Here is a 14,570-nt window from a genome sequence, read left to right on the forward strand (position 1 = left end):
TACAATTTTGTAATATTTATGTCTTAATTAACTAATAATTATCGCTATATTCATAGAGGTTAAGAATTACTTATGTTTAACTATACGAAGTTTGTATAATTGGATATATTTTAAAAATCTATGAAAACAGATACAATGGATATAAGAGAATTATGGGGGGAAGAGAATTGGCTAAAAATTTACAGAAAGTATCTGAAGACACTTTAGAGCTTAATGGACAGAAAAAGAAGTTTTATAGTTTAAAATCTTTAGAAGAAAAAGGATATAGTAAAACTGAAAAATTACCATATTCTATTCGAGTATTACTAGAATCAGTACTTCGTCAATATGACGGACACGCAATACAAGACAGCCATATCGAGGCATTAGCAAATTGGGACAAAGGAGATTATGCAGGAGAAGAAGTTCCTTTTAAACCTTCACGCGTAATTTTACAAGATTTTACCGGTGTACCAGCAGTAGTGGACTTAGCATCACTTCGTAAAGCAATGGACGCTCAAAACGGTGACGTTCAAAAGATTAACCCAGAAGTACCAGTGGACTTAGTAATTGACCACTCAGTACAAGTAGATGCATACGGTAACCACGCTGCACTACAAAAAAACATGGACTTAGAATTTGCACGTAACAACGAACGTTACGAATTCTTAAGATGGGCGACAAAAGCATTTGATAACTATCAAGCAGTGCCACCAGCAACTGGTATCGTGCACCAAGTTAACTTAGAGTACCTTGCGAGCGTTGTACATGATAGAGATGACATTCTTTTCCCAGACTCATTAGTAGGTACAGACTCACATACTACAATGATTAACGGTTTAGGAGTACTCGGTTGGGGTGTAGGGGGTATCGAAGCGGAAGCAGGCATGCTCGGACAACCATCATACTTCCCAGTACCAGACGTTATCGGTGTTAGATTAAAGAACTCATTACCAGAAGGAGCGACAGCAACTGACTTAGCACTACGTGTAACTGAAATGTTACGTTCACACGGTGTAGTTGGTAAATTCGTAGAATTCTTCGGTAAAGGTGTAACAGAATTACCACTCGCAGATAGAGCGACTATCGCGAACATGGCACCTGAATACGGTGCAACTTGTGGATTCTTCCCAGTAGATGAAGAAACATTATCATACATGACATTGACTGGTAGAAGTGAAGATCATGTTAGCCGCGTGAGAGAATATCTAAAAGCAAACGACATGTTCTTTAATCCAGACGTTGAACCAACATATACTGAAGTTCTAGAACTTGACTTATCAACTGTAGAACCATCATTAGCAGGTCCGAAGCGTCCACAGGATTTAATTACTTTATCTAACATGAAAGAAGAATACCGTGCGTCAGTAACTCGTGAGAGTGGGAACCATGGTCACGGATTAGATGCTTCTGAATTCGATAAAAAAGTGGATGTTAAATATGTTGACGGTAAAAAAGGTGAACTTAAAACAGGAGACCTTGTGATCGCTGCAATCACATCTTGTACAAATACATCTAACCCATACGTAATGTTAGGTGCAGGACTCGTAGCTAAAAAAGCAGTTGAAAAAGGACTAACAGTTCCCGAGTATGTGAAAACATCACTTGCACCAGGTTCTAAAGTAGTAACTGGTTACTTAGAAGATTCTGGTCTTCAAAAGTATCTTGATGAACTTGGATTCAACTTAGTCGGTTATGGTTGTACAACATGTATTGGTAACTCAGGTCCACTTAGAGATGAAGTAACGAAAGCAATTGTGGATAACGATATGCTTGTATCAAGTGTACTTTCAGGTAACCGTAACTTCGAAGGACGTATCCACCCATTAGTGAAAGCAAACTACCTAGCATCACCACAATTAGTTGTTGCATATGCGTTAGCTGGAACTGTGGATATTGATCTTAAAACTGAACCACTTGGAAAAGATAAAGACGGCAACGATGTTTATATGAAAGACATCTGGCCAACAATTCAAGAAGTGCGTGACGTTGTACACGAAACAGTAACTCCGGAGTTATTCAGAAAAGAATACGAAACAGTATTCGATTCAAACGAAACTTGGAACAACATCAAAGTTACAGATGCACCACTTTACGATTTCGATCCGAAATCAACGTACATCCAAAACCCAACATTCTTCGAAGACTTATCTAAAGAGATTGACGATGTTGAGCCATTAAACGGCCTAAGAGTGTTAGGTAAATTTGGAGACTCTGTAACAACAGACCACATCTCACCAGCAGGTGCGATTGGTAAAGATACACCAGCAGGTAAATGGTTAATCGAACAAGGAGTAAGTCCACGTGACTTTAACTCATACGGTTCACGCCGTGGTAACCACGAAGTAATGGTGCGTGGTACATTCGCGAACATCCGTATTCGTAACCAAATTGCTCCTGGCACTGAAGGTGGTTACACAACTTACTGGCCAACGGGTGAAGTAATGAGCATCTACGATGCAGCTATGAAATACAAAGAGGACAACACTGGACTCGTTGTATTAGCTGGAGATGACTATGGAATGGGATCAAGCCGCGACTGGGCAGCTAAAGGTACAAACCTATTAGGTGTTAAAGCAGTTATTGCAGCATCTTACGAAAGAATTCACCGCTCAAACCTAGTTATGATGGGTGTGTTACCATTACAATTCGTAAACGGTAAGAGCGCTGACGACTATGGTTTAGATGGAACTGAATCATTCGACATTCCAGTAGATTCTAAAGTAAAACCTGGTAGTGTTGTAACAGTAACAGCAACTAAAGATGACGGTTCTAAAGTAGAGTTTGAAGCAAAAGTACGTTTCGACTCAGGTGTAGAAATTGATTACTACAGAAACGGTGGTATCTTACAAATGGTACTCCGTGGTAAATTAGCAGAATAATTAGCGCGTATAAGACCTTTCAAAACTTACGTTTTGGAAGGTTTTTTAGTCTATTACTATATATATGTGTAAATGACTCGTTTACTTTTTTTCGAGTGAAATCTTATTATAAAGGTTGTATGTTTTTATCTTAAAAGTTGCATTAAATTTTTGGCCTCGATATATTTTAGTCGACAAGGAGGAGTTTGCGATTTTTAAGATAAAAAACAGATACAAAATTGCATTAGAAGCTCTGAACATTAGATGTAAAAATGAAACAGAATTAGCTCTTGAATTTAAGCGAGTAGTTATCGGTAATCACGGTGAAGAGTTGGCTCTTAATAAAATTCTCAATAATTTAAAAGTTGAACCGATTATTGTGCAAGATTATTTGTTTGAGGCTAATGACATGGAGTGCCAAATTGACTTACTTCTCATCTTTCAGAACGAATGTGTGCTAATTGAAGTCAAAAACTATGCGGGTCTATATCGTGTAGAAAACAAGGAGATGTACTTTGCGGCTAGTGGAGAACGACTCGTGAAGTCGCCGTTTAGTCAGGTGGAGCGGGCGAAGATGTTGTTGACGCAACTTTTTAAAGAAGAGGGGATTCGACTGTCGATTAGTGAGAAAATTGTATTCCCGAATGAAGAGTTTTATTTGTATGGAGACACAATTTCGATGCCTAGCGTTTACCACACAACATTTCCTTATTTTATTAAGCAGTTGAATCAGAAACGATGTACGCTCGGCGATTATCATCAGGGCATTTTCGAGAAGTTGATGCGGCGCAGATTAGTGAAATCCAAGTATGAGCAGCCGATTGTTGTGGAATACGACACATTAGCAAAAGGAATCACCTGCGAGTGTGGCGGATGGATGAAAAGTACAACGCGAATGAAAGTCATGTGCGAAACATGCGGTGCAGATGAAAACAACGAATCCGCAATCATGAGAATGACCGAACACTTCATTGCAGTATTTCCAGACAGAACACTCACAGCTACGGAGATTTATTATTGGGTGGATGGGGAGATATCGAAAAGAACCATCACTCGAATCTTAGGTAGAAACTTTGACTCAAAAGGTACGACAAGAGGCAGGCACTTCTTGTATGAAGAGTAGTACTCCGTAGATATTTAAATAAAAATTGAAATAGTCGTATTTGGTCAACCGTGTTTATAAAGTTGAGCGGTTGTCCAAATGGCGTGTCTATTCGGACAACCACATTCTAATTGTTCTTTGATTGTCCAAAACACACAATAGCTTAGGTTATATTGGATCTAATCATATAAAAACTTAAACAAAAAAGAAGTTAAGCGCATCACTTAACTTCTCGTTTTTTGGTTAGGAAACTGACTTTTGGCTCGGTTCCAAGCTTTATGCGTTTCATATTTGATATGTGTTTAACACTAATCACTACTGCGAGTACGACTGCGACAATGATCAATGGTACGTCTCTCGTTATCAGTGATACGATTAAAAACACGATTGATGCGGATACTGATGCGAGGCTGACGTATTTAGATGTGTACAGCACGATGAGGAAAGTTGCGAGCAGGATGATAAAAACAAGTGGTGCGTATGCGAGTATTGCTCCGCCTCCTGTTGCAACTGCTTTTCCTCCTTTAAATTTAAGGAAGATTGAGTATACATGTCCAATCGCTGCAACTAAACCGAAAAATAGAACAGGGATATCTGAACCTAAGAGTAGGGCGATCCAAACTGGAATTGCGCCTTTAAATAGGTCACAGATTAAAACAATAATTCCTGCTTTTTTTCCGAGTATTCTAAACGTGTTAGATGTACCGACGTTACCACTACCGTGCGCTCGAATGTCTGTATTATAAAACAATTTACCTATAATGAGAGCGAAAGGTATGGAACCAATCAAGTAGCTAAACGCGAACAGTACTATATTTGTAATTAACATGAGACACCTCATTTAGTAGTAGGTACTAATATTTTACCATATATTCCGAGTTTGTCATTTATTTATTATAAGTTAACTGTAATATAATTATGTAAACTCTTAGCTTTTCCATTTTCAATTTGCATTTTTTCAAGATTTCTATAAAATATATAAGAGATGAATAATAACGAACGTACGTTTGTAGGAGGAACCTTTTTGACTAAAGTAGAAGGCTATTCTGATGATTCGATTCAAATTCTAGAAGGTCTAGATGCAGTTAGAAAAAGACCCGGTATGTATATCGGGTCTACTGATTCTCGTGGGCTTCATCATTTAGTTTATGAGATTACAGATAATGCTGTAGATGAAATCATCAATGGATATGGTAACGAAATCAATATAACAATCAATAAAGATGAAAGTATTACTATTCGTGATAATGGGCGTGGATTACCAACAGGTATGCATAAGAGCGGTAAACCAACGCCCGAAATTATCTTTACTGTGTTGCACGCAGGTGGGAAGTTTGGTGCTGGTGGTTATAAAACATCCGGAGGACTTCATGGTGTGGGTGCTTCAGTTGTTAACGCACTTTCTGAATGGTTGAGAGTAACGATTTACAGAGATGGTAAAAAGTTAGAGATAGCATTTAAAGATGGCGGCAAGCTCGATAAACCACTTAAAGTTATTGGTAATACAAATCAATCAGGAACTGAAGTTACGTTTAAACCTGACCCTAAAATATTTAAATCAGGGACTTTCTTTAATTTTGAAACAATTCTAGAACGTATGCGAGAGTCTGCGTTCTTAGAAAAAGTACTGAAAGTGACTATTAATGACGCGCGTACTGGCAACACTGAAACGTTCCATTATGAAGAAGGACTCAGTGCATTTATTAAGTTTCTGAACGAAGGTAAAGACGCGATTGGTAACATCGTGTCATTTTCTGGAGAGTACAATGAAATGAAACTAGATGTTGCCTTCCAGTACAACGATCAATATTCTGAAACGATTATGAGTTTCGTAAACAATGTCCGCACAAAAGACGGTGGGACACATGAAGTTGGATTCAAAACATCATTCACACGTATCTTTAATGAGTACGCACGTAAGATTGGTGAATTAAAAGATAAAGACAAGAACCTCGACGGAAACGACATCAGAGAAGGATTGACAGCAATCATATCGGTTAAAATCCCAGAGGATCTCTTACAATTTGAGGGTCAAACTAAAAGTAAACTAGGTACCCCTGAAGCGAGACAACTTTTAGACAGCGTCTTAGCTGAAAACTTGCCATACATTCTAGAAGAGAACGGGGTTTTATCTTCACAACTCGTTAAAAAGGCGCTGAAAGCACGTCAGGTAAGAGAGGCTGCCCGAAAAGCACGTGAAGAGGCACGTACAGGTAAAAAGAATAAACGTGCGAGTACGTTGCTTTCTGGTAAGCTGACACCTGCTCAAAGTAAAAATGCGAAAAAGAATGAGTTATTCCTTGTAGAAGGGGACTCAGCAGGTGGTTCGGCAAAACTCGGACGTGACCGTAAATTCCAAGCAATCTTGCCACTACGCGGTAAAGTCATCAATACAGAGCGTGCACGTTTTGAAGACATATTTAAAAATGAAGAGATCAACACAATCATTCACACAATTGGTGCGGGTGTTGGAAATGAATTTAAGATTGAAGACGTTAACTATGACAAGGTCATCATCATGACGGATGCCGACACCGATGGTGCGCACATTCAAGTCTTACTTCTCACATTCTTTTTCAATTACATGCGACCTTTATTTGAAGCTGGAAAAATTTACATCGCGATGCCTCCATTATTCCAGTTAAAGAAGAAACAAAACAAAAAGACCATTGTAAAATATGTCTGGACGGAAGAAGAGTTAGAAGTTGAACGCGAGAAACTGGGTAAAGGTGTAGAACTTCAACGCTACAAAGGTCTAGGGGAAATGATGGCAGGACAACTTTGGGATACGACGATGAACCCAGAGACACGTACGCTTGTTCAAGTCTTAATTGACGACGATGCACTGTCATCTAAACGTGTAACAACTTTAATGGGTGACAACGTTGAAATTCGTCGTAATTGGATTGAATCAAACGTGAGCTTCACGCTAGAAGATGAAAAATCAATGCTAGACAGAAATATGGACGTAATTGATGAAAGCGAGGAAGAGTTACATGATGCATGATCAAATTCAACAACTAAAACTTGAAGATGTAATTGGAGATCGCTTTGGTAGATATAGTAAATACGTCATCCAAGATCGTGCGATTCCTGACGTACGTGACGGATTAAAACCAGTACAGCGCAGAATTTTATTTGCAATGTATAAAGATGGAAATACATTCGATAAAAACTTCAGAAAGTCTGCGAAAACAGTTGGTAACGTAATTGGTAACTACCACCCACATGGTGAATCAAGTATCTATGACGCAATGGTACGTCTCGGGCAGGACTGGAAAATGCGTGAAGAATTAATTTTAATTCATGGTAACAAAGGTTCGGTGGACGGAGACCCAGCAGCAGCGATGCGTTATACAGAAGCAAAACTCTCTAAGTTATCTGGTCTTCTATTAGATGATATTAACAAAGAGACTGTTGATTTTATCAACAACTTCGATGATACAGAGGTAGAGCCTACGGTGCTTCCAGCGAAATTCCCAAACTTACTTGTTAACGGTACGACAGGGATTTCTGCTGGATACGCAACGGATATCCCCCCACATAATCTTGGTGAAGTGATTGAAGCAACATTAAAATTAATCGATAAACCGAGCGTGTCTCTAGATGAACTTCTAGAAATCATGCCTGGACCAGATTTCCCAACTGGAGGTATTATCCAAGGTAAAAAAGAGCTTAAAAAAGCGTATGAGACAGGAAAAGGGCGTGTCATTGTCCGTTCTAGATTGCGTGTCGAAGATGCGAGAGGAAATAAACAGCTCATCATCATCGAAGAAATTCCATTCGAAGTGAACAAAGCAAACCTCGTTAAGAAAATCGATGAAATCATCTTCGACAAAAAAGTAGACGGTATGATTGAAGTGCGTGACGAAACAGATAGAGAAGGTCTCCGCATAGTGATTGAGGTGCGTAAAGATGCGAACATCCATGCGATTCAGTCGTACTTACTCATGAAGACGGACCTGCAAGTGTCTTATAACTTCAACATGGTTGCGATCGATGAGCGTGCACCAAAACTTCTTGGTCTAAAAGCAATTTTAAACGCTTATGTTGCTCATCAAAAAGATGTGGTCACGCGTCGTTCTAAATACATGTTAAATCACGCAGAAAAACGCATGCATATCATCGAAGGTTTGATTCGTGCGTTATCCGTACTCGATGAAGTGATCCGCATCATCAGAGAATCACAAAACAAAAAAGATGCAAAAGAAAACTTAATTGCTGCATTTGACTTCACTGAAGCTCAAGCTGAAGCGATTGTTATGCTTCAACTGTATCGTTTAACGAATACAGATATTGTTGAGCTTGAAACAGAACACAGCGAACTCGAGTATGAAATCAATCAGCTAAAAGAAATTTTATCAAACGATAAAAAACTGATGTCTGTCATCAAGCGTGAACTCAAAAATGTAAAAAAAGAATTTACTACAGCACGTAGAACAGATATCGAAGACAAAATCGAATCACTAGATGTATCTAAAGAAATGCTGATCGCAAAAGAAGATACAGTAGTGACACTGACAAAGGAAGGATATGTTAAACGCACGAGTCTCCGGAGTTACAATGCATCAAGTCCTCATGAGCTTGGTATGCGCGAAGGGGATAATCCACTCTTTATTGGTATGTCACATACATTAGAGCAACTGCTCGTCTTTACGAACTATGGAAACTATATGATTATTCCGGTTCACAGTCTTGAGGATATTAGATGGAAAGATGTGGGGCAGCATTTATCGTCCCGTTTTAATTTAAAGCATGGAGAAGAACCGATATTTGCAACGACAGTCGAGAAATTCGATAAAAATATCCGTGTTGTGATGGCAACTAAACATGGCCAAGTGAAACAGACCGCTCTCAGCAGATTTGAAGCGACACGTATTTCACGACCAATTGTTAATATTAAACTTAAAAATGATGACGAAGTCATCGGCATCTCTATGTCAAATTCAGACAATGACACTTTGCTCTTCGTTACAGAAAAAGGATTAACCCTTAAGTATCCGGTAAGAGAAGTATCACAGACAGGGTTGAAGTCACAAGGCGTTAAGGCAATTAATCTTAAAGCGGATGATAAATTAGTCTTCGGGGAACGTATTCCTATAGAAGGCAATCTCGTGACTGTATCGAACAGAGGCGCGGTCAAACGCACGAACCTTGATATATTTGAAACAGGCGCAAGAGCACAAGTTGGTTCTATGCTATATAAAGATATTAAGTCAAAACCTCATAGAATTGTTGCAGTGTCAGTAATTGCTTTAGGAGAAGACACGGTTGTAGAAATGATGTCGGAAAGAAACACTCACACCCTACGTGCCAATGAAGTACGACTCAGCGGAAAATATGCCAACGGCTCTTTTGTCGTCGATGAAGACACGTTCGGTGTGATAACAAGCGTGCACTTCAGCATCATATAAACAATATATATAGGATAGATGCAGCGACCGCTTTCTTTGAAGCAATGCTCGCCCAGGTGTATAAAGTACGCGATAAAGAATCTGGCTTCCGAGGCGGACCTGCCTACTATATGACAAAAGGACTCAATCAAAAAGGGATCGGCTACCTATTTGCGGTACTGATGACGATTACGTTTGGAATTGTTTTTGTGATGTTGCAGTCTAACACGATTGCCAATGCCTATGATGAAGCTTTCAGAGTGAATACGACGGTGAGCGGTATTATTGTTGCGATTCTTGTCGGGCTAGTCATTTTTGGTGGCGCGAAATCAATAGCTAAGGTAGCAACAGTCATCGTTCCGGTTATGGCAGCGTTATACTTAATCTTGGTGATAGTCGTATTAGTCATGAACTACGATATGATACTGCCGATGTTGCAGACGATTGTAATGAATGCCTTCGGATTTGAAGAAGCATCCGGAGGAGCGATTGGTGCTGCCATTATAAACGGCTTCCAACGCGAACTATTATCAAATGAAGCAGGTATGGGCTCAGCGCCGAACGCTGCAGCGTCAGCTGCCGTCCGTCATCCAGTTCAGCAAGGACTGATCCAGTCGCTAGGTGTCTACTTCGATACGATTATCGTATGTACAGCAACGGCGATTGTGATATTGATGTATACAGACTTAAGCTTCGGTGCCATACTCGGTGTTCAGTTAGTGTGGACGCTGGCCGACCTCTTTATGGCCGTCCTTGCGATTATCAACTTAATGATGGTTGTCGCACTGAGTCCATTAGTGTTTGAGCTGATGAGAGATTATAACGCACAAAAAGACAGAGGAGACTCTCCGATTTTTTATACGAAAAATATCACTTACCCATTGCCTGAAGACAATGAGTGGGGGGATGAGGATTATCGTAAATATAGTCCAAAAGAGGATAAGTAAAGTAGATTTGAATTTTAGGATATTTAAAAACTGCCCTTAATCGCATAGCGGGGGCAGTTTTTTAATGAGTGTAGTATTTGATAATTAGGGACTTAGTAATAAACAAAAGGATGATGAGACATATTAAAATAACTGTAATAATCTAGTGAAATAAATGGAAAGGGATGGGGAATACTTTAACCCCATCCTTTTTTATTAATTAACTTTTTTAATCATAGTATATGATATTTTGCGCTGTTTTAGACGATAATTTGTACTATAATCGAGAAGTTGCAATAAAATCGGTGTTTGTCTTATATCGTTGTGTACTGTACCTGTAAATGAGTAATTTCTTTGTCTTGTCTGCTGAGGACAGTATATTTTTTCACGTCTTGAGTGAAAAACAGGGCGGATTCTAAGTGTGTCAACACTCACAGTATTTATAAAAATTGAATACTGTAATTATTTTAAAACATTTTGGAGGCTTTATAGTGAAACGATTCAATGTTTTATTTATAGGATTTATGCTTTTTTCTTTATTTTTCGGCGCTGGTAATCTTATTTTCCCGCCTCTGTTAGGCTCTGAATCCGGGGATAATTTTGGACCTGCGATTACTGGTTTTCTCATCACTGGTGTTCTGTTACCGTTTATGGCCGTTATGGCTGTAGCACTGGAAGATAATGGCTTAATCTCCATGGGAAGCCGTGTGCATTACTTTTTTGGTATTGTCTTTGCAATCATAATCTACCTTTCTATTGGTGCTTTTTATGGCATTCCCCGTGCTTCGAGCGTCGCTTATGAATTAGGGTTCAATCAAATGTTTAATATTGATGACAGTTGGGGTATCTTTGTATTTTCACTGATATTTTTCACTATTACATATTTAATTAGTTTAAATCCAAAGAAAATTGTGAATCGCATTGGTCAATATCTGACGCCTCTTTTACTGCTTGTTTTAGCTGTGCTTGTCATCCAATCATTTCTGTCGTTTGAGAACGTTTCTTCACCAGTTTCTGAAAAGTACGCCTCATCGCCTTTCTTTACCGGAATCCTGGAAGGATATTTCACAATGGACGCGGTCGCGGCCTTGGCATTCGGAATTGTTATCATCAATGCATTGAAAGATAAAGATGCAGTATCCAAAAGCGAGCTTGTCAAGGGCACACTTGTCTCTGCTCTTGTAGCCGGTACAGGTCTCGTTGCGGTTTATTTTTCATTAGGTTGGATTGGTCGTGTGATCCCAGGGGAGACTAACTTTAAAAACGGAGCTGAAATATTAACATATGCATCAGATATCTTATTCGTTACGAGCGGCAATATTTTGTTTGGTCTTATCGTCATGCTCGCATGTCTCACGACATGCGTCGGACTCATTAATGCCTGCTCAAGTTTTTTTAACGAAATTTATCCAAAGTTGTCTTATTCAAACTATGTTACTATTTTTGTCATCATCGGATTACTCGTATCTAACTTAGGTTTAAATATGATCCTGCTTGTAGCAGTGCCTTTATTGAGTTTCATATATCCCATTGCGATTGTTCTGATTGTACTTAGTTTGTTAGAGCATGTGACTAGAAAAAGCAAAACAATGTTCCAGTTGGCGGTAGCTGTGACCGCTTTTTATGCACTGTATGAGGCACTCTCTAGCATCGGGTTAGAACTGGAATTCTTCACCAGTCTACTCGATATCACTCCTTTCTTCGAACAAGGACTCGGCTGGGTGCTTCCCGCTTTTCTTGCCGCTTTGATTGGTTATGGAATAGATATACTTAAGAACAAGCCAATTGATGACATAGAGGAGAATCCATAAATATAAAAAATCCCGGAGTGCACTTGTGCACTACCGGGATTATTTTATTTAAACAAACCTACAATCGCATCCACAATTTTTTGGAAGAATGATTTGATTGAGTTCCAAATTCCTTGTCCTTCTTCAGAGTTAGCATAGTCTTTGATATCTTTACCAAGTTCTTTTGCTTTTTCTTTCGCGTCTTTATATGCATCGCTTGAAGTGATGTCTCCAATGAATGATTTACCGCTATCTAAAATCTTTTCTGCAGTTTCTCCTGTGAATACACCAGAGTCTTTAATGTTCATGATCAGAATAATGATTCTATTCTTTTGGTCTTCAGTTACAACATCTTCAAGACCGTTTTCTGCAAGTTTTTCATCGACAATTTTGCGTACATCATCTTCAGTGATGTCTGTACCTTCGTTTATGATGTTGATGACAGTAATTTTAATTTCTGTGATTGCTTTGTTTAACTGTTCTTGCGAATATCCTTCTTTATTTGCGTTCTCATCAGTAATATCTGTGATTGTGTGAAGTTCATCTTGAGCATTTCGTGTTCTATCTTCAGGGATCGGCTCACCTTGAACTTCATATGCTTTATAAATACCTGTTAATGCGGATTCTCCAGTAACGTCATGTGGTGCTGCAATAGTTACGTCTGCATCTGTGATTCCTGCAGTAAGCAGTGCGTTTTGATATGTTTCTTTAGAGATTTGTGTAATTTCTCCTTGAGTTTCATTGATATTGATATTTAAACCACCACTTGTTTTCTCGATGATTCTAATACTTGAGAACAGGATGGTGTCATCGTATCTCACACCGATATATCGTTCTGTATCTTGTCCATATACATAATCTGTCTTGTCTTTATCTGTAGCGTTTAAAAGTTTTGCTACTGAATTTCTTGTTTCTTCATCGTATTCTAGTCCGGCACCGTAAATTGTTACGGCTTCGTCCCATACAGCTGCTGCTTCTGTTTTATTATTCGTAAATAACGATAGTGTAAATACAGCCATCAGCACATATAATAATTTTTTCATAAGCGTTTTTCCTTTCTCTCTTATGTGTCATTAGCTTACTACATAAAATTTTTCTTTACAAAAGAAAAGGGAATGACTAGATAGAAAATCACAGGAATTTATGATACGATAAACACGAACAAATGTTCGTGTTTAGGAGGATGAATATGTATAACTATCACCTTTGTCCACAGCGTGATATTTTTTGTGTGGACCAAAAAAGTTTTTTTGCGAGTGTGTCTTGCATATTGAATCATTGGGATCCAAAAACTACATTGCTTGCTGTAGTAGGGGACGTTGATTCTAAAGGTTCGGTTGTGTTAGCTGCAACACCGGAATTAAAAAAGCTCGGCATTAAGACAGGGTCTAGACTTTTTGAAATACCTAAAAGACCAGATATAAAGATCATTAATCCGACTATGAAGACTTACTTGACGTACTCTAAGCGAATATCAGAAATCGCATTAAAGTATGTGGCACCTGAGGATTTTCATCAGTATTCGATTGATGAATTTTTTATGGATGTGACAGAAAGCTATCATCTACATGCAAGTACGCCGTATGAACTTGCGGAAATCGTTAAAATGGAAATCTATAGAGAGACGCAGATTGAGTGTACGATTGGCATTGGGGATAATATGCTCTTAAGTAAGCTGTCTTTAGATATTGAAGCCAAAAAAATGCCAAAAGGTATCTCAGAGTGGCGCTATCACGATGTACCGAAAAAAATGTGGAATATCGCACCTCTTAGCAAATTTTGGGGTATTAATAAAAGAAGTGAGAAAAAATTAAATCAGCGCGGTATATTTACAATCGGTGACCTCGCACATTATCCAGTAGAGTATTTGAGACGAGATTTTGGCGTGATTGGTATTGATTGGCATCTTCACGCAAACGGTATTGACTTCAGCAAGATTCGAGATAGACATTACGTGCAGAGCCCGTCTATCGGTAAGAGCCAAATATTAATGAGAGACTACACGTTTAAAGAAATTTATGTTGTGATATTAGAACACGTCGATGAGGTTGTTCATAGACTCCGTATGATGAATAAGCGCGCACGTACCGTCCAATTTTCGATCAGTACGAAAGATGGTCACACGTATCGTAAACAATTTACAATCGATACAGGCACGCATAACGAAAACATAGTGATGGAAGGAATTTGGACAAGGTTCGTTGAAATTGCTGATCCAAATGAATTGTATAGAACAATCAGTGTGGGACTCACGAATTTTATCCCAGATACATTACATCAATACTCACTCTTTGATGATTATGAGAAACTGGAAAAAGAAGAGTCATTGATGCGTACCATTGATCACTTAAAAGTGAAATATGGCATGCTCAGTGTGATGCGTGCACTCAGCATGACAGAAGCTTCAACACTGAAACTTCGTGAAGGTTTAATTGCCGGTCATAAAAGATAACGGGCAGAAGAGTGAAAGCTGATATAAAAAATGATATAATGTGATAATGGAATTGTATAATGGGTAG

General features: G+C 38.7%; 9 protein-coding genes. 7 read left to right on the top strand and 2 right to left on the bottom strand.

The features are described 5' to 3' along the window. Positions 1 to 167: 167 nt before the first annotated feature. Together acnA and IEU51_RS01110 are read left to right on the top strand one after the other, a co-directional pair. On the top strand, positions 168 to 2,861 hold the full coding sequence (gene acnA / locus IEU51_RS01105; RefSeq protein ID WP_186088072.1) for an aconitate hydratase AcnA: 2,694 nt from the start codon (positions 168 to 170) through the stop codon (positions 2,859 to 2,861). 115 nt (positions 2,862 to 2,976) lie between these two features. Then, positions 2,977 to 3,963: a nuclease-related domain-containing protein gene (locus IEU51_RS01110; RefSeq protein WP_188349254.1), complete on the top strand. Its 987-nt coding sequence runs from the start codon at positions 2,977 to 2,979 to the stop codon at positions 3,961 to 3,963. Between the two features lie 199 nt (positions 3,964 to 4,162). Here IEU51_RS01110 and plsY read toward each other — a convergent pair whose 3' ends face one another. Next, the gene (gene plsY / locus IEU51_RS01115; RefSeq protein ID WP_229713777.1) at positions 4,163 to 4,771 is read right to left on the bottom strand and encodes a glycerol-3-phosphate 1-O-acyltransferase PlsY; all 609 of its coding nucleotides are present in this window, start codon (positions 4,769 to 4,771) and stop codon (positions 4,163 to 4,165) included. Positions 4,772 to 4,966: 195 nt separating this feature from the next. On the opposite strand from plsY, the gene parE reads away from it, so the two are divergent. From parE to brnQ, 4 genes are all read left to right on the top strand, one after another. Then, positions 4,967 to 6,949, top strand: a complete 1,983-nt coding sequence (parE, locus tag IEU51_RS01120; RefSeq protein WP_229713779.1) for a DNA topoisomerase IV subunit B — start codon at positions 4,967 to 4,969, stop codon at positions 6,947 to 6,949. After that, entirely contained in the window at positions 6,942 to 9,356 is a 2,415-nt protein-coding gene (parC, locus tag IEU51_RS01125; RefSeq protein WP_186088394.1) for a DNA topoisomerase IV subunit A, read from the top strand. The genes parE and parC overlap by 8 nt, the downstream gene beginning before the upstream one ends. 14 nt (positions 9,357 to 9,370) lie before the next feature. Next, positions 9,371 to 10,282 (top strand): alanine:cation symporter family protein, encoded by a 912-nt coding sequence (locus IEU51_RS01130; RefSeq protein ID WP_268234182.1) that lies wholly within the window; start codon positions 9,371 to 9,373, stop codon positions 10,280 to 10,282. A gap of 470 nt (positions 10,283 to 10,752) precedes the next feature. Beyond that, positions 10,753 to 12,072: a branched-chain amino acid transport system II carrier protein gene (gene brnQ / locus IEU51_RS01135; RefSeq protein ID WP_186088063.1), complete on the top strand. Its 1,320-nt coding sequence runs from the start codon at positions 10,753 to 10,755 to the stop codon at positions 12,070 to 12,072. 44 nt (positions 12,073 to 12,116) lie between these two features. On the opposite strand, the gene IEU51_RS01140 is transcribed toward brnQ, so the two are convergent. Continuing rightward, positions 12,117 to 13,094, bottom strand: a complete 978-nt coding sequence (locus IEU51_RS01140; RefSeq protein ID WP_186088061.1) for a DUF1002 domain-containing protein — start codon at positions 13,092 to 13,094, stop codon at positions 12,117 to 12,119. Between the two features lie 146 nt (positions 13,095 to 13,240). On the opposite strand from IEU51_RS01140, the gene IEU51_RS01145 reads away from it, so the two are divergent. Continuing rightward, entirely contained in the window at positions 13,241 to 14,503 is a 1,263-nt protein-coding gene (locus IEU51_RS01145) for a Y-family DNA polymerase (protein ID WP_186088059.1), read from the top strand. Positions 14,504 to 14,570: the final 67 nt, after the last annotated feature.

It is taken from the genome of Phocicoccus schoeneichii (genome assembly GCF_014635565.1).
Classification (GTDB): domain Bacteria; phylum Bacillota; class Bacilli; order Staphylococcales; family Salinicoccaceae; genus Phocicoccus; species Phocicoccus schoeneichii.

Coding starts and splice junctions, on each gene's coding strand:
- plsY (WP_229713777.1), bottom strand. CDS start 4,771: ATGTTAATTACAAATATAGTACTGTTCGCGTTTAGCTACTTGATTGGT.
- parC (WP_186088394.1), top strand. CDS start 6,942: ATGCATGATCAAATTCAACAACTAAAACTTGAAGATGTAATTGGAGAT.
- IEU51_RS01140 (WP_186088061.1), bottom strand. CDS start 13,094: ATGAAAAAATTATTATATGTGCTGATGGCTGTATTTACACTATCGTTA.
- IEU51_RS01145 (WP_186088059.1), top strand. CDS start 13,241: ATGTATAACTATCACCTTTGTCCACAGCGTGATATTTTTTGTGTGGAC.